Here is a 22,734-nt window from a genome sequence, read left to right as displayed (position 1 = left end):
CCCCCACAAAAAGCAGAAAAGAGACACAGTCAAGTATAGAAAATAACAATTCAAAATATAAAACAAGATGAAAAAGTATCTGAAAATCACATTACTGGTAGTGGTAGCCGCCATCTTCATTGGGACATTCATATTCCTGTACCAGAAGTCGAAACCCCAAACAACTGTATATGAAACTGTCACCCCGGAAGTTGCCGACCTGGAAAAGACTACAGTGGCCACCGGTAAAGTAGAACCACGAGATGAAGTACTTATTAAACCACAAATATCCGGTATCATATCCGAGGTATATAAGGAGGCCGGACAAACCATCAGACAAGGTGAAGTGATCGCAAAAGTGAAAGTTATTCCGGAACTGGGCCAGTTAAACTCAGCCGAAAGCCGTGTGCGTGTAGCAGAAATCAGTGCAGCTCAGGCAGAAACCGACTTCGGACGTATCAAGAAGCTTTATAATGACAAGCTAATCAGCAAAGAGGAGTTCGAGAAGAGTGAAGTGGATATAAAGAAGGCACGCGAAGAATTGCAGACAGCAAAAGATGCATTGGAAATCATCAAAGAGGGGATCACCAAAAACAGTGCATCGTTCAGTAGCACACTGATCCGTTCGACCATCGACGGACTGATTCTGGATGTACCTATCAAAGTAGGTAACTCCGTTATTATGAGTAATACGTTCAATGACGGTACGACTATCGCCACGGTAGCTAACATGAATGATCTGATTTTCAAAGGTAAAATAGACGAAACAGAGGTTGGACGTATCCATGAAGGTATGCCGGTGAAACTGACGATCGGTGCTTTGCAGAATCTTACATTTGATGCCGAACTGGAATACATTTCTCCGAAAGGTGTGGAAGAAAACGGAGCCAATCAGTTTGAGATTAAAGCGGCCGTTCACGCACCGGATTCAGTACAGATCCGTTCCGGATATTCTGCCAACGCAGAAATCGTGCTGCAACGCGCACAGAAAGTTTTGGCAGTTCCCGAGGGCGTAATCGAATTCAGCGGTGACAGCACGTTCGTATGGGTAATGACCGATAGCATTCCTGAACAGAAGTTCGAACGTCGCCAAATAAAAACCGGTATGAGCGATGGTATCAAACTGGAAATCAAAGAGGGTCTGACCGGAAAAGAAAAAGTGAGAGCTTCGGAAAAGAAAAGTAAATAAGCCTTTATATATAAAAGAGGTATAAAGAAAATACGAATCACCAACAACGCATAATATGGGAAACAAAATATTAATTAATTTACTGATACTGACCGGACTGTCCACTTACGCTGCACAGGCACAGGAAGGATGGACCCTACGTCAGTGTATCGATTACGCCATTGAGCATAACATCAGTGTGCAGCAAACAGCAAATTCAGCCGAACAAAGCAAGGTGGATGTAAACACAGCCAAATGGGCACGCCTGCCCAACCTCAGCGGTAGCGCTTCGCAAAACTGGAGCTGGGGGCGCACGGCATCACCCGTAGACAATACCTACAACGACATTAACAGCGGTAGCAGCAGCTTTAGCCTGGGTACGAATATTCCCTTATTCACCGGTCTGGAACTACCCAATCAGTACGAGCTTACGAAGCTCAACCTGAAAGCTGCAATAGAAGACTTGAATAAAGCGAAAGAGGATCTGGCCATCAATGTCACTTCTGCTTATCTGCAAGTACTCTTTAATCTGGAACTAAGTAAAGTGGCCCAGAGCCAGGTAGGCCTCAGTAAAGAGCAACTGAACCGTATCACCCGCTTGCATGAAGTAGGGAAAGCCTCTCCTGCCGAGGTTGCTGAAGCCAAAGCACGTGTTGCACAAGACGAAATGAGCGCTGTACAGGCAGATAACAATTACCGGTTGGCTTTGCTCGACCTAAGCCAATTGCTTGAACTGCCAACTCCGGAGAACTTCGCATTGGCTGCCCCGGATACTGAGTTGGAGTTTTCTCCACTTACTTCACCGGACGATATTTATAATCAGGCCATGTTATACAAGCCTGGTATCAAAGCAGCCCAATACCGCCTTGAAGGTAGTGAGAAAAACATCCGTATAGCTAAAAGCAGCTACTATCCTCAGTTATCCTTCTCAGCCGGATTAGGTACGAATTTCTATACAGTAAACGGTAGTGCCGGTTCAAGTTTTGGTAATCAAATGAAGAACAACCTGAATAAATATGCCGGATTCAGTTTGAATATTCCTATATTCAATCGTCTGGCTACCCGCAACCGCGTACGTACGGCACGCCTGCAACAGACCAATCTGGCACTGCAATTGGACAACAGCAAGAAAGCACTGTACAAAGAAATCCAACAAGCATGGTACAATGCTGTAGCCGCCGAAAGCAAGTTTAAGTCAAGCGAATCAGCCGTAGAGGCCAACCGGGAATCTTTCCGTCTGATGAGTGAGAAATTCGATAATGGAAAAGCAACTTCGGTTGAATACAATGAATCTAAGCTGAATCTCACCAAAGCATTGTCCGACCGGATTCAAGCCAAATATGATTATCTGTTCCGTACAAAGATACTGGACTTCTATAAAGGACAGCCCATTGATTAAGAAAAGAGGTTATTATTATTGTAAGTGATAGGGGGATGTGTCATTATTCACCACAGAGTAACACAGAGTTCCATAGAGAGAGCTTAATCTATTGATAGCTAATGATATTTATCTGTGCAAACCTGTGTAGTCTTTGGTGAATACGGGTTTCGACACACCCCCTATCTTTTTTACCCTGTTGCCCGCACAAAATAAAGGGCGAAATTCACATTCCACCCTTTATCAATCAAAATTACAATCTAAGAGTAAGTTACACCACGACCGGACAACTCACCCGTTTATCCCTGTACAAGTAATGTGCCAAGCATACAACTATCTAATTATCAACACATAAACAAAACGAAGAGATGTTCAGTAACGGACATATCACTTACATTAGCGGACATTTTATATCAGAAAAAAGGAAAACACACACCTTTTAATCCTCTTTTGCTTTTTTTTTCATACCTTGCAGCGCATTTAGATAATACAGAAAAATACCCAGGTACGGAATATTAGGATGGACGACTTAAATATCAACAGTTTTAATACTCTTTATACTCTCTACTACAGAAAGTCTTTCTTGTTTGCCAGATCGTATGTACACGACGAACAGGCAGCAGAAGACATCGCTGCCGAAGCCCTGATAAAGCTATGGGAGAAGCTGAAATCTGATATTATAAATTCTCCCCAGGCTATGTTACTCACTATCCTGAAGAACAAATCACTGGATTACCTGCGTCTGGAACAGAACAAACTGAACGCGATGTCCGAATTGAGCGAACTTTGTGTCCGTGAACTGGACATTCGTGTATCCAGTCTGGAAGCTTGCGACCCATCGGAGATTTTTTCTGCCGAAGTTAACAAAATTATTCAGGCTACTTTACGCTCACTTCCGGAACAGACCCGCCGGGTATTTGAGAAAAGCCGTTTCGAGAACAAGATGAATAAGGAAATAGCTGAAGAACTGCACATTACAGTTAAAGGAGTGGAATATCACATATCGAAAGCACTCAAAGAATTTCGCGTTTCACTCAAAGATTATCTACCTCTTTTTTACTTCTTTTTCTATTTTCACTAAAAAAAATGAAGAAACTGATTAGGGTTACATTCATTTCTATCGTCTTATATATGTAACGGATCGAAAAACGTTCATCAAGAACTCTTAATAAATTATGAATCAAGAGATACTCAACAGATATCTTGCAGGAGATGCCAGTACGGAAGAAAAACAGATGGTAGCGCAATGGTTGGATGCCGACCCACAACACATGCGCGAATATCTGGCCTTGAGAAAGTTGTACGACATCACTCTCTGGCAAGAAAAACCGGCAACAGTCATAGAGGGAAAGAAACGGTTTACACTCCCCTTCATCCGGGAGATCATTAAAATTGCCGCTATCTTCCTCATAGCAGTTACCTCTGTTTATTTCCTGGCGCCGGAAAGAGGGAAACAGACCCCGGATCTGAGAGCCATACATGTTCCTTCGGGACAACGGGCAGAACTGACACTGGGCGATGGAACACGAGTATGCCTGAATTCAAATTCGACACTCACATTCCCCGACCGGTTTGACCGGAAAGAGCGCAGGGTGACATTGGATGGTGAAGGGTACTTTCAGGTAGCAAGAAACGAAAAAAAGCCCTTTATCGTGCAAGCCAAAGAATATGAAGTAAGGGTACTGGGTACGGAATTTAATGTGATGATGTATAAAGACCAGGATTTCTTTGAAACGGTGCTCCTAAAAGGTTCGGTTGAGGTGAGCGAGACCACTACCGGTAAGAAAGTAAGACTGCAACCCAACGAACGTCTGTTCGGCAAAGCCGGTCAGCTCCGGAAAGAGAGTATCAGCGAATGGAACCGGGCATTGTGGATGCAAGGAATCCTCTATTTCGACAACACACGTATGGATGAAATCATCCGCCAGTTAGGTCTATATTACGATGTAAAATTCGTCTTGGAAAAAGAGTCACTGGCGAATGTACGGTTTACCGGAAAGTTCCGTATCAGAGATGGTGTGGAACATGTGCTGAAAGTACTTCAATTGAAATGTAAATTCACCTATAAACGCGACGAAGAACATAATACCATTACTATAAACTAAAAACCAAGTATTAACTTTAAATTAAAAACCGGAACAAATGAAAACATAAGAACAAAAAGAGCCGAAAGTGGTGGCACACTTCCGGCTCCGGGTTAACAATACCCCAGTCTGCGAAAACTTAGTGAGTATTAATTAACACAGTGTACAAATGTATGAAAAACACTCTGATAAAAACAAGTAAAATCGTAAATAAATCAATTTCACATACTATGAAAATGATAGTTTTATTCCTTTTCGTTTTCATTTCAGGAGTATTCGCCAACAATGCGAACTCTCAGGAAACAAAGGTATCTATCTCGAAAAACAACAAACCAATCCGGGAAGTCCTGAGCGAAATAGAACGCCAGACCGACTATCTGTTCGTATACTCCGAGAAAGAAGTCGATGTCAATCAGCACACAACCGTAAACGTAAAACAGCAACGGGTAGCCGAGGTGCTCTCTTCTCTATTCCGTAACACCAATGTAGGCTATGCCATGGAGGGCCATAACATCATGTTGATGGCAAAAACAAACCAGACAGACGCTTCCCTGCAAAAGCGTATCATCACAGGAGTGGTGAAAGACATCAAAGGAGAAACCATCATCGGTGCCAATATTATGATAAAAGGTACCGCTACAGGCGTGAGTACCAACATTGACGGTGAATTCTCCATCGAAGCGGCAGTTGGTGACGAACTGGTGGTTTCCTTCATCGGTTATCTGACTCAAACGGTTAAAGTAGGCTCTCAGAAGACATTGAACATCAAGTTACTGGAAGACAGTAAGACGCTGGAAGAGGTTGTCGTGGTGGGCTATACCGTGCAAACAAAATCGGCCGTAACCGGCTCAGTGGCTGTTGTGAAAGCCGATAAACTGAAGGACGTAAACACACTGGAAGTGGGAAACATGCTTCAAGGAAAGGTTTCGGGTGTATACGTCTCCGGTTCATCCGGCGAGCCGGGACAGGCCAGCAAAATCCGCATCCGCGGTAAAGGCACGCTAAACTCGTCAGTCTCCCCGCTTTGGGTAGTCGACGGTGTGATCGTAGGTGAAGATCCGGGACTGAACCCGAATGAAATAGACAACATCAGCGTATTGAAAGACGGCTCGGCTACGGCATTATACGGTTCGCGTGCTGCCAACGGGGTCATTGTAGTTACGACTAAAAGAGGTGAATACGATGCCAACAAATATAGCATTTCGGTGAATGCCGGTGTATCGCTGCTCTCGACCGGACGTCTTGAAATGATGAATTCACAGGAGCTTTACGACTACCAGAAGTCCTGGAACAATCAGTCATGGTTCACGGAAGAACTGCTGAAACACAACACGGACTGGTTTAAAGAAGCTTCCAAACCGGGATTATATACCAACGCAAACATTACCTATACCGGAAGCAGCGGCCGCATGCGTTCGTTCGTCATGGCAGACTATTATCGCGAAGAGGGTGCCATCAAGGACTTTACACTGGACCGCTTCACTTTCCGCTCCAACAACGATGTGAAGTTTACAGACCGCTTCACGATGTCAACCAAGATTTCGGGTTCGTTGTCACGCACAGACAGCCAACAGCGCAGTGTGTACAACACCTACCTCTATCTGCCCTGGGATTATCCGTACAATGAAGACGGCTCCATCCGCTCGGGACAAGAGCAGGACTGGAGAGGGCGTGACGGGATCAACGACATGTATGACCTGCAATGGAACTGGGGCCGTTCAAAGAAGCTGACGGTTGACGGGACCATCAATTTCAATTACCAGATTACGGATTGGCTGCGCTTCGAATCGAACAACTACATCCGTTACATCAGTAACCGCTCCGAAAGCTATACGGACAAGCGTTCGCGTTCGGGACAATCGGACAAAGGCTCTCTGTCAAACTCCAATTCGTTACTGACCAAGCAGTTCACCAACCAGATGATACGTTTTGAAAAGTCATTCGGCAAACACAAGGTAAACGCATTAGGAGCTTACGAATACACCCGCCACTTTTATGAATCGACTTCTGCCGAAGGAAGAGGCATCCAGCCGGGCAGAGAGATTCTGGATGTAACGACCGGAATCAAATCCATCGGTGGATACAAAGATGCCATCGCCACTCAATCGGCCTTGTTCAACGCTAACTATGATTATGACAACCGCTACATGGGGCAAGTGTCTTATCGTATGGACGAATCGTCTTGTTTCGGTAAAAACAACCGCATGGGGCACTTCTTCACAGTCAGTGGTGGCTGGAATATCCAGAACGAGGTTTTCTTCGAGTCTCTCCGTGAATCCATCGACCAACTGAAAGTGAGAGTGAGTTACGGTTCTTTGGGAAACACTCCCGGAGCATACTATGGTCATTATCCGCTCTATTCTTCAATGATGTACAATGATGAAGTTGCCTATTTCCCCTCACAAATGGGAAATGCCGACCTGTCATGGGAAAAGTGTTACACTACCAACATCGGTATTGACGCACGGTTCTTCGACCGTTTCGGGGTTACCATCGACCTGTACAACAAAAACACCTCGGACTTATTGTACTACGCCCCGCTGCCCAATATATCGGGTTATACGGGACAATACAAAAATGTAGGTGCCATCAATAACAAGGGTATCGAGATCAGCCTCAACGCAGATGTCATCCGTACGTCCAAATTCCAATGGACCAGCGATTTCAACATCGGATTCAACCGGAACCGGGTAACCGAACTTTATGGAGGTAAACCGGAACTGAAGGGTCTGAAACGTCTGGAAGAGGGACGGGATATGGACGAATGGTACCTGAGAGAATGGGCCGGCGTAGATCCTGCCAACGGTTCTCCGCTGTGGTATACCACCGACGAAAACGGCAACCGTGTCACCACCGACTCTTATAATAAAGCCGACCGCGTATACTGTGGTTCTGCCGCACCGAAGTTCACCGGCGGATGGATGAACTCGTTCACTTACAAAGGCTTTACGCTGACTGCCAACTTCGACTTTGTATATGGCAACCTGCTCTACAACCAATCCCGTGAATTGCTTGACTCCGACGGTGCCTATGCCGACTACAACTCTATGAAGTTGAAAAGCGGATGGAAACGCTGGGAAAAGGAAGGAGACATCGCCACGCATCCGAAAGCCATCAACGGCGGTAACAAGAACTCCAACAAATCGTCTTCACGCTATCTGGAGAAAGGCAACTACTTCAGCCTGCGCAACCTGTCACTGGGATATTCCATACCGGAAAAGCTATGCGGAAAACTGGGATTGCACCGGGTCAACGTCTCTTGCAGTGCCGACAACCTGTTCACGTTTACTCCGTTCTCGGGTGTATCTCCGCAACTGTCGGACAGCAGCACGGACGGCTATGCAGGTACCATCTATCCGTTGAGCAGAAGAATCGTGTTCGGTCTTAATGTTTCATTCTAAAAAATCACGTCATATTATGAAAATCAAACATATCGTATCTTGCTTATTCGTTTCTCTGATCGGGTTCTCGGCCTGCTCCATAGAGGAACTCCCCTATAACCAGCTGACGGAAGACGAACTGGACGGCAGCTATGAATCGTTGTTGTCTGCCACCCGCGGCAACTATGCCGTATTCAAAAAAACCGCTTTCCACCAGGGATGGCACTATGCAGGCGAACTGGCCAGTGACAACGTGTCATTGAGCGGTGTATCGTCGGATGCCTTAATGTACATCTACAACTATCAGCGCATCACGGACAACTACCACATGTCCAACATGTGGGGATGGGCCTACCGCTCCATCATCAACTCGAACAAGATACTTGAGAAGGCACAAGAGGGGGAAAGCAAAGAGATGGATCAGCTGATCGGTGAAAACTACTTCCTCAGAGGATGGCTGCAATTTGTACTGGTCAACGTCTTCGGACGCCCTTACAACCAATCGCCGGAAACCAACCTGGGGATTCCCCTGAAACTGACGGCGGACGTAAACGACTATCCGATGCGCTCTACCGTGAAGGAATCTTACGAACAGATCCTGAAAGACCTGAAGAAAGCGGAAGCCCTGTTGAACTCGGAATCGAATATCTACGCCGGCCCCAGTGCCGCCAAAGCGCTACTGTCACGTGTCTACCTGTATATGGGTAACAATAAACTGGCTGCCGAATATGCAACGGAGGTGATAGAAAGCTCGGGACGCACACTATTGGAAGGAGAAACGTATGCCACAGCCAATGTACTGGTGCCCGAGGACAATCCGGAAATCATCTTCGCCATCCGTTGCACCAAAGATAAAGACGACTACGGCTGGAACTCCATCGGAGGCTTTTATGCCAACATCGACGGTGTGGGTTGGGGAGAGTTGTACGCTTCCGAACCACTCCGGGATGCGTATGCCGAATATCCGGAAGATCTGCGCTCACGCTACATCGTTCCACAATATCTGAAAGACGATGATACGGGCGAATATCGCAAAGAGTTTATCTACATCGAATCTTCCGAAGAAGACGGAGTGCCCAGAAAGTACTACCGCTGGAATGAAATCGTGGAAGAAAACGGAAACTATCGCATCAAAGACGCTTATCTGTCGAAGTACGAATACAAAGACACACTGGCCATGAAGCAGGATGCCGGAGGCTATTACGTGGAATCGAGGCTGAAACAGGGCAAGGATAACCCCAATCCGGGCACGTACGAAAAGCATTACGTAACCATCCAGAACCTGATGGCAAAACGCAACGACTACCCGAAGTACTATGTATACAAATGCTCCAAGCAGGAGAACCAGCCTCAACTGTGGTCGCCAACCGTTCTCCGCCTGGGCGAGATGTACCTGAACCGTGCGGAAGCGTATGCAAAAGAACCGGCACTGGGCGATGCTTTGGCAGACCTGAACGTGATCCGTACCCGTGCACACATCCCGGCACTCACGGCAAAAGAGATGAAACCGGGCAAAACCCTGCTGGAATACGTGTTGGAAGAACGTCGCAAAGAGCTGGCCTTCGAAGGTCATCGCCGTTTCGACATCTTCCGCAACGGACTGACGATGAACCGCAGTTATCCGGGTACTCACGACCGTGGCGCCGCAACTTCGGTTCGCCTGACCATTTCTGCCGATGATCCGGCAGCAATCGAGTTCATCCCGCAACGTGAGATCGACTCGTATCCGGGAGTACTGGAACAGAATCCATAAAAGGAGAATCTTATGAGGGACCCTCGTCCGAGTATACGAGGGTCCTTCGTCCGAGTATGCGAAGCACCTTCGTCCGAGTATACGAAGCACCTTCGTCCGAGTATACGAAGCACCCTCGTCCGGGTATACGAAGCACCCTCGTCCGGGTATGCGAGGGTCCCTCGTATGAAATGAAAATACAGCCTGAACAGTTCAATTAACGAAAATAAAAACGACATGAGAAACATCCAACGAACCATTCTCCGGATAGCCGGGCTACTCTTCTGCCTGCCGTCCTTCTGTTCAAATCCGGTAGTTATAGGCAACAGCCGGTTCACGTTCATCACCGACCATCTGGTGCGTATGGAGTACGCACAGCAAGGACAGTTCCTGAATGACTCTACACTCTTCGCTGTCGACCGCACTCCCAGATGTACCGACGTAAAAGTGGAGAGAAAAGAGGGCAACCGCTACGTAATGACCACCCCCGTCCTGCGCATCGAGTACTACAACGACGGATTCCCCTTCGGGCAAACCAACCTGTTTGTCTACTTCAGAAACGGAGACGCACCCAAAGAGACGCGTTGGTACATAGCCAGCCGCCAAAGCCGGAACCTGCTGGGACCGGTGACCACGCTCGACGATGTAGACGGCCCCATCGACCGACAGGAAGGATTATTGAGCCGCGATGGATGGTACCTGATTAACGACACCGGCAAAGAAATCCTGAAAAACGGATGGGTCACCGAACGCGACCGCAGCCATGTACAGGATTTGTATCTGTTTGTTTACGGCAATGACTACAAGGCAGCCCTGAAATCGCTTCAGGCAGTCAGCGGTCCGTCACCGATGACCCGCAAATATGTACACGGTTCCTGGTATTGCCGCTGGTGGAATTATACGGACGAAGACTACCGTCAACTGGTACGTGAATATCGCGAACACGACTTCCCACTCGACATCATGGTGTTCGACATGGGATGGCATACGCAAAACGCCAAAGTGGGAACCGGACATGCCGGCACACGCGGCTGGACGGGTTACAGCTGGAACCGGAAACTGATTCCGGAACCGGAGAAGCTGATAAGCGACTTCAAAGACGACCATATTTACGTGGTACTGAACGAACATCCGCACGACGGTATCCGCCCGCACGAGGACAGCTACAAAGCATTCATACGTGACCTGGGAGCAGATACGCTGAAAACCGGCGTACCCTTGTTTGACGCAGGCGACCGCAATTATATGAATGCCTTCATGAGACATGCCCATCAGGAAAGCGACTCCATGGGTGTAGCATTCTGGTGGCTCGACTGGCAACAAGATTATCTGTATCCGCTGGTACGGGGTACAAACATGAAACACCTTCCCTGGCTGAATCACATTTATTATAACTACTCGGCCGGTAACCGCCTCCGCGGCGCAGGATTCAGCCGTTGGGCAGGTTGGGGAGACCATCGCCATCCGATCCAGTTCTCCGGAGATGCCGTGGGCAACTGGGACTTGCTCCGCTTTGAGGTTGACCTGACGACTACCAGCGGCAATGCGGGCTGTTTCTTCTGGGCACACGATCTCGGTGGATTCTATGACGGAACCGATCCGGAACTCTATACCCGCTGGACACAATTCGGACTGCTGAACTCTTCACTCCGCATCCACTCGGTATATGACAAGAAACTCGACCGCCGCCCCTGGCTTTGGGGGACAGAGGCAGAAAAGGCCATGCACAGGATTTATCACCTGCGCTCGCAGCTGATGCCCTACATTTACTCCTCCGTCCGCCAGTGCCATACGGATATGTTGCCGCTCAACCGGGGCATGTACATCGAATATCCGGAAGAAGAAAAAGCCTATCAATATCCGGGACAATTCCTGTTCGGAGATCTCTTACTGGGTGCCCCCATCACTACAAAGGGCAAAGGAGAGAAGAAAACAGCCACACAAGAGGTCTGGCTGCCGGGCGGAACAAGCTGGTATAACTTCTTCACCGGCGAGAAACAAGAGGGTGGACAAGTCATAAAGACAGAAAGCCCACTGGACGAATTCCCCTTGTTTATCAAAGGAGGCCATCCGCTGCCGATGCAGCCATATACGGAAAGAATGTGCTCCACCCCGCTCACCGAACTGACCGTGCGTTGCTATCCGGGAGAAGAGGGAGCGGACAACACTTACACCCTGTACGAGGATGACGGACTGACGCAGGATTATCTGGCCGGCAAGTATGCCACCACCCGCCTCAACTATCAGAAGACCGGAGAACAAACAATCATCACCGTGTCGCCGGCAGAAGGAACCTATGAAGGGCAGCCCCGGAAACGTGCTTACCGGATTGAACTGCCGGGAGTCACGACACAAGCCCGCATACAGGTGAACGGTAAAAAGGTAAGAGCCACTCCGGATAAGGAATTAAACGGAATTGTAGTGCAAGTCAAGGTTACGGACATCCGTAAACCGGTTGTAATCAAGATACAGTAATAACACGAGGATGTGCCGGGAACCCGTCAGGCTGTGGCAGGCTCCAGGCACACCCTCTATATCCGATTACTGCATTCCGGCAAGTTCTCTCTTCACAATCCAGTATCCGACCCTGGACTCCGAAATACCCGGCTTCACTTTATGGTTACATACCAGTTCGTCATCTGTTATGGCAGATTCCAGGTAATAAAAGCAACAAGAATCGTCTCCATCCAGCCTCCGGGCCAGTTCTATGATATGCGTGGATATCAGGAAACGGCTGTGCACCTTCCCCCTGAGCACTTCGGTCACGGCTACCGATGCTTCAAAAGCATCCCGTGCATTGGTCCCCCTGAACAATTCGTCGAACAGCACAAAACAATGGTTACCTTCATTAATCTGTTGCAACACCTCTTTCACCCGGAGTACTTCCGCATAAAAATGACTGCGCCCATCCCTTAACGAATCCGGAAGATTGATAGAAGTAAAGATACCATCAAACACCGGACAGACCATAGAAGAAGCAGGCACCGGAAATCCGGCATGAGCCAGCCATACGGCGGACGCTATCGCTTTCAAGGTCGTGGATTTACCGGCCATATTTGATCCTGTAAAGATACAGATATTCCCATTCTCCATATCCCAGTCGTTCTTCACCGCATCTTTCACCTGAGGATGGTAAAAGTCACGAAGCACAAATTTGCCATCGGTCGTAAACGTAGGGAAACACCATCCTTTCGTAACAGCCGTACGGTGCATGGTACGGATGGCATCCAATTGATATACAATCGAAAGAAGATCAGCAATGGTATGGTTGCGCCGATAGCGGAAAATATAATCCAGTCGGTCGGTCCGGTAAAAACCGTCCTCCTGTCCGCAGGATTCTACCATTTTGCCCAACTCCGTAGCCTGATAAGTCTCCAGGACAGTAGCTACCATGCTGCGGATTAACCGGGGAGAAAGTTCGGTCACATGATCCGCAAAAATCTTCAGTTCCAGCAAAACATTTTCAAGCAACTTTGTTCCTCTCTGAATGATATAGCGTTCGGGAGTGCTTCTGAACAACCTGAAAGCACGTGATAAAACAGATTCCAGATAAGTAACCCTTGTCGGACGGTCTCCCTGACTAAGATAAAACTCTATAAAATCCAGCTCTTCCCGACAAATACGTATTTCGGGGAAGTCCGGACACCGGATTGCCTCCTGCCTTTCATGCAGCATCTGCCAATCGGATATGGGATGGGTTGCCCAATCTTCCAGACACCTCTTTCCTCCGTCACTCTCCGTCATGTCAAAGAGAGAGAAAAGAGTTTTCTCTCCGTACGTACTCTCCATCACTCCTAAGTCATTGAGAGTCTGTCTATCTGTTCGTAGTTGTTTCACGGTATCTCATATGATCGATTTCTCAAAGATAGAATATTTTTCCGGAAAGAGCATCATCCATCCTCCCGGAATTGTATAACTTTGCAGCCGATAAATCCGTAGTTTACATATCATAATGGGAAAATATCGTACGAAAGGGAGCATCGCTCTCATCATTGCAGGAAGTGTCCTGATCCTTGTTCTGACAGGTTTATATTGGGGACGCAACGGAATTCTCTGCCGAATGGTTGGCAAGCGGATACTGCGCACCGAACAAAAATACGGATTATCCATCCGCTACGATGCCTTGCGAATGAAAGGGCTGAACGAAATCGAGCTGAGCAATCTTTCCGTAGTCCCTGACAAGCGGGACACCCTCCTCACCCTGCATGCCCTGAACATGCGCCTCAGCTTCTGGAAACTGCTACGCGGAAAGATCGAAGTACGCAACGTAACCGCCGACCGGCTGAAAGTTTCATTCATCAAAGCAGACAGCACAGCTAATTATGACTTCCTCTTCCTGAAAAAGGAACAGGAGGTACCGGCCGGTTCGGCACAAGCCGACTATGCCCACAGAGTGAACAGGATACTGAACCTGCTCTATGGCTTCTTACCCGAAAACGGAACACTGCGTCAAGTCGACGTCAGCGAACGGAAAGACCGTAACTTCGTAGCCATCCGCATCCCGCAATTAAGCATACGGCAAAACCATTTCAACTCCGATATCGAAGTACAGGAAGATTCGGTAAGCCAACACTGGACCACCTGTGGAGAGGTAAACCGAAGCAACCACACGCTAAAAGCCGAACTTTATGCACAGCATAAGGAGAAGATCGCCCTCCCCTATCTCAAACGCCGTTTCGGTGCGGACATTCGCTTGGATACCCTTACCTATAGCCTGACTGAATCGGAAGGAAACAGCGGTCAGATTATACTGACAGGACAAGCAGCAGTCAACGGACTTGAAGTGTATCACAAAGCTCTTTCCCCTCAAACAGTCAATCTGGACCGCGGACAAATATCCTACCGGGTTCTTGTGGGTAAAGAGTTCGCCGAACTGGACAGCACAACCTTGGTGCAATTCAACCAGATGCAGCTTCATCCTTATCTGAAAGCTGAGAAGAGAGAACACCAATGGCACTTCACAGCAGCTTTAAACAAGTCCTGGTTTCCGGCAAACGAACTCTTCGGCTCGCTCCCCAAAGGACTATTCAGCAATCTGGAAGGGATAAAGACGGACGGCGAGCTGTCCTATCATTTCTTGCTGGATGTGGACTTTGCCCTACCGGACAGCCTGAAGCTGGAATCGGAATTAAAGGAGAGAAACTTCCGCATTGTGAAATACGGAGCCACAGACCTTGGTAAAATGTCGGAAGAGTTTATCTATACGGCTTACGAAAACGGACAGCCGGTACGCACTTTCCCCATAGGCCCCTCATGGGAGCATTTCACGCCACTGGACAGCATCTCCCCACTATTGCAAATGTCTGTGATGCAAAGTGAAGACGGAGCTTTCTACTATCACCGGGGCTTTCTTCCCGATGCCATGCGTGAAGCATTGATACAAGACCTGAAAGTGAAACGTTTTGCCCGTGGGGGAAGTACCATCACCATGCAGCTGGTAAAAAACGTATTCCTGAACCGGAACAAAAACATCGCCCGGAAACTGGAAGAAGCCCTGATCGTCTGGCTGATAGAAACGGAACGTCTCACTTCCAAAGACAGGATGTACGAAGTATATCTGAACATAGTGGAATGGGGGCCGCTTGTCTACGGAGCACAGGAGGCTGCTGCCTACTACTTTAAAAAACGCCCGTCTCAACTGACAGCCGAGGAGTCCATCTTCCTGGCATCCATCATTCCGAAGCCCAAGCATTTCCGAAATTCGTTCACCGGTGACATGAAACTGAAAGAAAACCTGGAAGGCTATTATCGATTGATAGCCGAACGACTGGCAAAAAAAGGAGTTATCAGCGAAGCAACGGCGGACAGTATCCGCCCGGAGATAAATGTGGCCGGCGAAGCAAGGAAAGACTTGGAGAGAGACAGCATACAGTAATTTATCAGATACCAAAAGCAGAATAGGAGGAAACTCACCACAGAGGACACAGAGGACACAGAGTGAATTTTAAGTCATTGATTAGTAAAGTTGTTAATCTGTGATAATCTATGTGGTGAAAAGGCTTTTGACACATCCCCATCCTAACTGATTTATCTACTAAGAGAGCATTTACCGACACAGAACCGTTCTTTTTTTGTTAAGTCCCCCTATACAAAGGGTATTCAGCAAACAATTCCAGCGCAAAAAGTGTTTCATTGTACATTTTTTAGCCGTTTGCTATGGTAATTCAAAAATTATCACCATCTTTGTGGTGAACTATTATCAATTTTTTGTTGGCGAAACTAAGAGATACATCTCTTTGTTTTAAACTGGCTACGGGCGTATTACATGTATATGTCCGTAGCTTCAGGATAAAGACGGCTCTGCCCCCGTGTCTAATTCCGTAATGGGTTAGCATATGTTATTTCTTTGTTTCGCATCGAAATTGATATAGTTCAGCGGGTCAGCAGGGCCGTTCATTTTTCCCTGCCCGATATACGTTTGAGCTATGGGCAAACAATCTACTATCAAAATCTTGTCTTTCCACCGGCGCAGAACCAACGCAAACGGTTGGTATCGGTTGGATTTTATTTTTCAGCGAGGTAAAAAGATTCTGCATTATACACTCTCTACGCGGGATTATGAATATTCAGAGTGTTTCTGTTCACCTTCCCATATCGAACGTGCAGACATGATTGTCTTTGTAGCCGAACTTCTTTTAGAAATTCATAAAGTGAAATATTCGTGCCTGAAACGTACACCAAGCCAGGCGTATGCCACTTCCAAATATATATCCCGGATCAATCAAATATGCAAAAAGAACCATTATCACAAAACGCCTGTCATTATAGACGGGCTATAGTACTTTGATCTTTCATAATAAATTCTCTTTTATAATTGACTTTAAATCTAAATCCGACTCACCAAACCAGTTAACTCGTCGAACCGCTGCCACTCTACCCCCCGGAGGACAGCGGTTCTTTTTCTTTCATTTAACCAGTTCACATGAATCGCTTCTCTATTCTATTTCATATTTAATCATCTAATTATCAATATTTAATCATTCATGTCGGTATCTTTATCTCGTCCCGTATACCTGGGCTTATAAGCCCAGGTATACAAACTCATGGGCACGTGTACCCGGGCTCATGGGCACGCCTGCCCGGAACCGGATGCAGATTGCACCATTTCCGGTTAAACAACAAGGGAAAACGAAATGCTTTAAGAGGTCTATTTGCTTAAGAAAGGCGTATCTTTCGGCTGATGACCAGCATTTTACGCCTTATTTTTGCCTTAAAACAGTAGGTGGAAGATGGAAGATACGGGTGGAAGATAAAGGACTGAAAAATGCGATCTTCCACCCGGATATCTCTTTGATTATTAGAGTAATAAACGCAAAAAGGTGGAAGATGGAAGATCGAAATGCAGACAAATAAGATTCGTCGAACTGACGTTATTTATCCCGGCTCCCTCTTTCCGACGAGCGGGAAGAAGAACTACGGCTACTGCCTGAAGCAGAATTTCCACTGCTGCGTCTGCTTGAAGAAGAACGCTCAGAGACTGAACTTCGGGTGCCATTATTACTCTTCACCCTCTCCTGGCTCCGGCTACTACTGCGTCTGCTATCCGTACGTTCAGGAGTCACCCTATTGGGAGTTGCCGAACTCCTCGGAGTCACCCTGTTTTTATCTCGTGAGGCAGAACTTTCCCTCCGCACATCATTCCTCCGCACATCATCTCTCCGTGCCGAATTAGGACGTATAGTTACCGTACCGAAATCGGAACGACGGTGCGTGTTATAATTCCGGTGATCTCTTATGCTGTGGGAACCGGAATAGAAATCATGCCGGTAACGTCCGCGATAATAGCTGTTATGATAGTGCGTACGATAGTGTCCGCCGCAATAACTGCTATAGTGGTAAGGCTTTCCGAAATAGAAGTGGTTATGGTTTGTATACCGGATATAGACCCGGAAGCTCCAGCCTCCGCCATTGGCGTAAATCGGGCGATAGAAATAATCCACCCCTATAAAACGCCGATACTGTGAAGCAGTCAGCACCCATCGTAAGTCATCGTTACGAATATCCAACGTGCGATAGTATTTATCGAGCGCCCACTCTTCTCCCCGCATCACATCGTCCATCAGATAACGGATGGAGTAAACAAAATCATAATTGATTTCGTATACATCATTATATTGTCCCGTACTCAGGTTCAATTCATAGGCCATCTTGTCGGTAAGGAAACGAGTCTCCTTACGAATGCGGCTATTGCTCATGGCAGCCATGCTCACACTACTTACAGCAGTGATTCCGATGGCCAGAAAGAATATCAGTACTCGTTTCTTCATATCTCAAGTCTATTTAGTTCTATTATAATTCTTCACAAAATCCTTCACAGTACTTTGATTCGACAGGAAGTCCAGTTCATCTACTGCTATGGAGAAGTTATCTTTATCCACTACACTCGGGTAAAGTATCTTCAGCACCTTAGTGCGGTCATCATCAAAGCTATAAAGTTTTATCAGTCTACGGCATTGCTCTGAAGTAAACCCGGTAGAACTCGCTGCTTTTTCGATAAAGTCCGTCCTGTCCGAGTCGAATGTTTTACTCTTTGCATCATTCAGGAAGCGGGCAAATTCATCATTTCTCATTGCCCTGTAGCTATAGGAATGCCCCACTTCCGAAGCGGAAACTGTACCGCCAATACCTAAAGAGAAAGATGGAGCGGGAGGAACAGTGGGTGCACCGTCCTTGAACGAATCCAGCCCTATGACACGGTTGTCTATAAAGTTAACGCAAATCACCGAAGGCCCTGCTTTGGAAAGGTACCCGCGATATTCCCACTCTTCCATGCCACCATCAAAGCGTCTGTAGTTCGGTTCTCCAAGAATGGTTTTCACCTCTTGTTGCGTCATTCCTTTCTGAATACCCATCAGTTGGCTGTTCCTGAAATCTGCCAACAGGCTGGCACAACTACTCATGACAACGAGCAAAAGTAGTATTGCTGAAACATGTATCTTTTTCATAATTTATATAGGTTTTAGTTACGTTGACTATGGTATTTTCTCACAAATTCGTTCATCTTATTCTTATCGGACTGAAAGGTCAGACTCTCAATAACCAGATAAAAATTCGGTTTATCAACAATCCGCGGATACATGGCCTGCATCAGCTTTATTTTTTCACTGTCGAAACTGAACAACTTAACCAACTGGAGGCATTGATCGGAAGTAAAGCCGGTAGAGACAAGCGTAGTCTCGATCAGTTTATTGCGGTCAGAATCGAAAGGCTTATCTTTCACTGTTCTCAGAAAGCGGTCGAACTCTGCACGGTTCATCACCACATCATATCCGTATCCGGGACGACCCTCTCTACCTACCCGGATATCGCGTATGTTCATACCGGGATTTGACACCCATTCCTGAAACAACAAATCTCCTTTTACACTCTGTCCGGTGCGCGGGATATAGCGTGCGGCATATACCTCTATGCGGTGTCTGCCCGAATAGTTGGCAATGAAGCAAGTCTCTGTCGGCGTGCATATCTGTTCGCCATCCATAAAGACAAGAATCGCCTCACCTGCACTCTGGATATTTATTCCGCTGATTCTTCCGGCTTGTGCCATAAATGCAGCGAACAAGAAACAAAGGGTTATGATTACTTTTCGCATATCGTTTAGTTTTTATTGTTTTTAATATCACAAAAATAGGGTGAGGAAACTCCCCACCCTAATGATTCTGTCTATTCATACGTAGGGTTTTCCCTATTCAGTTTAGGGACGAACCAACTCGATTCCGTCTTCGTGGAGCAGGATCAGACGTTTCTTATATAAGTCGCCAACGGCTTTCTTGAATGTCTTCTTACTGACACCGAAAACATCGTAAATCTCTTCGGCAGGGCTCTTGTCATTCAATCCGATCCGTCCGCCGTGGTCTGCAATATAGTGGTAAAGTGTTTTTGAGAAATCATCAACTTTCTCAAAACCCGGTTTCTGGAGAATCAGGTCTATCTTGCCGTCTTCGCGTACCTGCTTAATATATGCTTTCAGCGTATCGCCCGTATGTAAGGTCTGAAAGATCTCACTATCATACAGCAAACCACTGTACATATTCTCAATGATCGCCTTAAACCCAAGGTCCGTCTTCTGCCAGATAAGTATGTTCACCTCTTCGCCCGGCTGATAAGGAGCTTTCTCTTTGGACAAATAGCGGTCTACCTTGGCTGAAGCTACGATGCGGAAACTTTCATCGTCAATGTAGACATGAATGACGTATTTATTCCCTACCTGCATCTTCATCTTCTGCTCACTGAAAGGGACAAACAGGTCCTTCATCAGTCCCCAATTGAGGAAAGCTCCGAACTGATTGACCCAGGATACCTCCAGACAAGCAAACTCGCCTACTTGTACCAAAGGTGTCAGCGTAGTGGCTATCAACCGTTCTTCATTATCCAGATAGAGGAAGACGTTCAACCAGTCTCCCACCTTACAATCTTCGGGCACATAACGGGTAGGCAGCAGAATTTCGCCTTCTTCTCCGCCATCCAGATACATACCGAAATCTACCTGCTTGACTACCTCAAGCTGGTTGAATTTTCCTAATTCAATACTCATAATCTTCATTCAGTTTGTGACAAAGATAAATAAAAAACAGACGTAAGAATAATAAGCCGTCGAAAAACATATCGCTGCATCTGTTTGTTATCATCCGCAGACGATAACTTTTCATTATAGCGCAAAACTTTTTTCGATAAACAACCTGCGTTTAAACGAGTTATCTTTGCACCGGAAACAAGAAACAAAGCAATTGTCGAATTAAAAAAAGATATAAATTATGGAATTCTTAACCAACGAAAAACTTACGATCGTAGGAGCTGCCGGAATGATTGGCTCTAACATGGCACAGACTGCCCTGATGATGAAACTGACTCCGAACATTTGTCTGTATGATCCTTATGCACCCGCTTTGGAAGGTGTAGCCGAGGAGCTGTACCACTGTGCGTTCGAAGGCGTAAACCTGACTTACACTTCAGATATCAAAGAAGCTTTATCAGGTGCGAAGTACATTGTGTCATCCGGTGGTGCCGCCCGTAAAGCAGGCATGACCCGTGAAGACTTGTTGAAAGGTAACGCAGAAATCGCAGCCCAGTTTGGTAAAGATATCCGCCAGTATTGCCCGGATGTGAAACATGTGGTCGTAGTGTTCAATCCTGCCGATATCACCGGACTGATTGTATTGCTCTATGCCGGCTTGAAACCGTCACAGGTATCCACACTGGCCGCTCTGGACAGCACCCGCCTGCAAAACGAACTGGTGAAGTACCTCCATATCCCCGCATCCGAAATTGTAAACTGCCGTACATATGGCGGCCACGGAGAACAGATGGCCGTATTTGCTTCTACCACTAAAGTACAAGGTGAAGCGCTGACCAAGATCATCGATACTCCACGCATGCCTATGCAGGATTGGGAAGATCTGAAAGTACGCGTTATTCAAGGTGGAAAACACATCATTGATCTGCGCGGACGCTCTTCATTCCAAAGCCCGGCTTATCTGTCTATCGAAATGATCGCGGCAGCCATGGGCGGACAACCTTTCCGCTGGCCGGCAGGCACTTATGTATCTGACAAGAAGTTCGACCACATCCTGATGGCAATGGAAACTTCCATCACCAAAGAAGGCGTTAGCTATAAAGAAGTACAAGGTACTCCTGAAGAACAGAAAGAAATGGAAGAGAGCTACGCTCACTTATGCAAACTGCGTGATGAAGTGATAGCTATGGGTATCCTTCCGGAAATCAATAAATGGCACGAGCTGAACAAGCATATAAATTGATGACATCATACAAAGTTTAATTAGTTGGAATACTGCCTGTCTGCCATATGCGGATGGGCAGTATTTTTAGTTTTATCCGGAAAACATCGACTTGGGCGACCGCCTCAGTAACACTGATAACCAGCAGATTATATTTACCTGAATTTCCCCTTTCTATGTAAAACCATTTACCCCGGCATGTAAAAGCATTTACCTCGGTATGTAAAGCCATTTACCCCGGTACGTAAAAGCATTTACCCCGGTATGTAAACGGAACCGGCATTCGACGTGACAGATGCCCTCCCATAGGGTACGCACTCCAATGACGCATTCTCCGAATAGAGCTATTTCCCTTTCTCTATATCAACTCCCGTCCCTGCGGGACAAAGAGCTGAAAAGCCTTACTTTTGTTTACTGTCATCGGCCGTCTCCAACTGCTTGTAATATTCTTCTTTCTCTTTATTCTTCTTCTGAATCAGACTAGTGACATAAACAGTAAAAATCGGGAACATCATCATACCCAGTGCAGCCAGCAGCACCGAGAGTACACGTCCCGTCACGGTGACGGCAATGATGTTGGAACCAACCGTAGTCACATCCATAAATGCCCACCAGAGCGCATCTCCGTAACCGGTCACCAGCGGGTTGACTTTATGCTCAAGCACAAAGAAAGCCAGACTGGAAAAATAGACAGTGGCAAGCAGCATAGTCAAATAAGAGACAAACAGACCGGAAGCCTTATTATAAGTGAGCCAACCTACCACAATGGCCATCGCATACCCACCCCGTACTAAGGGAACGAAACGAATCATATAAGTCACTTCGGGAGAGAAAGTCCATCCCATATACGATATAATATTCTGGTAGGGTATCGCCACCAGCAGGAAAATGAAGTGTGTACTGAGATAGTGCCATTTGTTTTTCGAAAGAAACAATTCGAGAATAAAGTCGAACAGGAACAAGACACAAATCCACAACTGGACTTTCATATATACCGACTGAGTATAAAAAGGGATGCCCTTGAATGTATCAATCGAAATACTGATGACCAGAAAAAGAGAAAGCAGCAGGATGATGACATGCAGAATGCCGTAGATCCCTTTCTTCCGTAAAGAAAAATCAGAAAGAGCCATTTTCATAAGCACTGATATTTTATGGGTTATTTTTAATTATGCAAAAGGAACAAGAGTCATACACGATTTGTTTGATATCGAATCAAGATCAGGAGGAAAACCGGTTTTCTCACTCTTGGCCGATGTTAATTAACCAAGTTTGACGTTA

Annotated in this window: 16 protein-coding genes; 10 read left to right on the top strand and 6 right to left on the bottom strand. The window is 46.6% G+C overall.

What is annotated here, in order from left to right; translation table 11 throughout:
- The first annotated feature begins 67 nt into the window (after positions 1-67).
- From G7Y45_RS05660 to G7Y45_RS05630, 7 genes are all read left to right on the top strand, one after another.
- Positions 68-1,168 (top strand): efflux RND transporter periplasmic adaptor subunit, encoded by a 1,101-nt coding sequence (locus G7Y45_RS05660; protein WP_005810704.1) that lies wholly within the window; start codon positions 68-70, stop codon positions 1,166-1,168.
- Between the two features lie 55 nt (positions 1,169-1,223).
- On the top strand, positions 1,224-2,546 hold the full coding sequence (locus G7Y45_RS05655; protein ID WP_032531746.1) for a TolC family protein: 1,323 nt from the start codon (positions 1,224-1,226) through the stop codon (positions 2,544-2,546).
- Positions 2,547-3,045: 499 nt separating this feature from the next.
- Entirely contained in the window at positions 3,046-3,606 is a 561-nt protein-coding gene (locus tag G7Y45_RS05650; protein ID WP_032531747.1) for an RNA polymerase sigma-70 factor, read from the top strand.
- Positions 3,607-3,700: 94 nt separating this feature from the next.
- Entirely contained in the window at positions 3,701-4,630 is a 930-nt protein-coding gene (locus tag G7Y45_RS05645; protein ID WP_032531748.1) for a FecR family protein, read from the top strand.
- Positions 4,631-4,839: 209 nt separating this feature from the next.
- Positions 4,840-8,010, top strand: a complete 3,171-nt coding sequence (locus G7Y45_RS05640; protein WP_165016391.1) for a TonB-dependent receptor — start codon at positions 4,840-4,842, stop codon at positions 8,008-8,010.
- 16 nt (positions 8,011-8,026) lie between these two features.
- Positions 8,027-9,742: a RagB/SusD family nutrient uptake outer membrane protein gene (locus tag G7Y45_RS05635; protein WP_165016393.1), complete on the top strand. Its 1,716-nt coding sequence runs from the start codon at positions 8,027-8,029 to the stop codon at positions 9,740-9,742.
- Between the two features lie 216 nt (positions 9,743-9,958).
- Complete coding sequence (locus G7Y45_RS05630) at positions 9,959-12,196, top strand: glycoside hydrolase family 31 protein (RefSeq protein ID WP_165016395.1); 2,238 nt, start codon at positions 9,959-9,961, stop codon at positions 12,194-12,196.
- A 66-nt stretch (positions 12,197-12,262) separates the two neighbouring features.
- Here the strand turns inward: G7Y45_RS05630 and G7Y45_RS05625 are convergent, their stop codons facing one another.
- Entirely contained in the window at positions 12,263-13,510 is a 1,248-nt protein-coding gene (locus G7Y45_RS05625; protein ID WP_241159007.1) for a MutS family DNA mismatch repair protein, read from the bottom strand.
- Positions 13,511-13,673: 163 nt separating this feature from the next.
- Here G7Y45_RS05625 and G7Y45_RS05620 point away from each other — a divergent pair, with 163 nt between their 5' ends.
- Together G7Y45_RS05620 and G7Y45_RS05615 are read left to right on the top strand one after the other, a co-directional pair.
- The gene (locus tag G7Y45_RS05620; RefSeq protein WP_165016399.1) at positions 13,674-15,596 is read left to right on the top strand and encodes a biosynthetic peptidoglycan transglycosylase; all 1,923 of its coding nucleotides are present in this window, start codon (positions 13,674-13,676) and stop codon (positions 15,594-15,596) included.
- 550 nt (positions 15,597-16,146) lie between these two features.
- The gene (locus tag G7Y45_RS05615; protein ID WP_032531754.1) at positions 16,147-16,500 is read left to right on the top strand and encodes a hypothetical protein; all 354 of its coding nucleotides are present in this window, start codon (positions 16,147-16,149) and stop codon (positions 16,498-16,500) included.
- A 591-nt stretch (positions 16,501-17,091) separates the two neighbouring features.
- On the opposite strand, the gene G7Y45_RS05610 is transcribed toward G7Y45_RS05615, so the two are convergent.
- The 4 genes from G7Y45_RS05610 to G7Y45_RS05595 form a co-directional block, all read right to left on the bottom strand.
- Entirely contained in the window at positions 17,092-17,988 is an 897-nt protein-coding gene (locus tag G7Y45_RS05610; RefSeq protein WP_005810716.1) for a hypothetical protein, read from the bottom strand.
- A gap of 9 nt (positions 17,989-17,997) precedes the next feature.
- Positions 17,998-18,666, bottom strand: coding sequence for a DUF4476 domain-containing protein (locus G7Y45_RS05605; RefSeq protein ID WP_005823008.1), 669 nt, complete (start codon positions 18,664-18,666; stop codon positions 17,998-18,000).
- 14 nt (positions 18,667-18,680) lie between these two features.
- On the bottom strand, positions 18,681-19,310 hold the full coding sequence (locus tag G7Y45_RS05600) for a DUF4476 domain-containing protein (protein ID WP_005778861.1): 630 nt from the start codon (positions 19,308-19,310) through the stop codon (positions 18,681-18,683).
- A 102-nt stretch (positions 19,311-19,412) separates the two neighbouring features.
- Positions 19,413-20,252, bottom strand: a complete 840-nt coding sequence (locus tag G7Y45_RS05595) for a S1 RNA-binding domain-containing protein (RefSeq protein ID WP_165016401.1) — start codon at positions 20,250-20,252, stop codon at positions 19,413-19,415.
- Positions 20,253-20,472: 220 nt separating this feature from the next.
- Here G7Y45_RS05595 and G7Y45_RS05590 point away from each other — a divergent pair, with 220 nt between their 5' ends.
- On the top strand, positions 20,473-21,474 hold the full coding sequence (locus G7Y45_RS05590) for a malate dehydrogenase (protein WP_005778865.1): 1,002 nt from the start codon (positions 20,473-20,475) through the stop codon (positions 21,472-21,474).
- A gap of 380 nt (positions 21,475-21,854) precedes the next feature.
- On the opposite strand, the gene G7Y45_RS05585 is transcribed toward G7Y45_RS05590, so the two are convergent.
- The gene (locus G7Y45_RS05585; RefSeq protein WP_122141462.1) at positions 21,855-22,592 is read right to left on the bottom strand and encodes a potassium channel family protein; all 738 of its coding nucleotides are present in this window, start codon (positions 22,590-22,592) and stop codon (positions 21,855-21,857) included.
- Between the last annotated feature and the right edge of the window lie 142 nt (positions 22,593-22,734).

Origin of the sequence: Bacteroides sp. ZJ-18 (assembly GCF_011038705.2) — a bacterium.
GTDB classification, from domain to species: Bacteria; Bacteroidota; Bacteroidia; order Bacteroidales; family Bacteroidaceae; genus Bacteroides; species Bacteroides hominis.
Note: the sequence above shows the minus strand (reverse complement) of the source record. Positions and strands in the feature narration are given on the sequence as shown.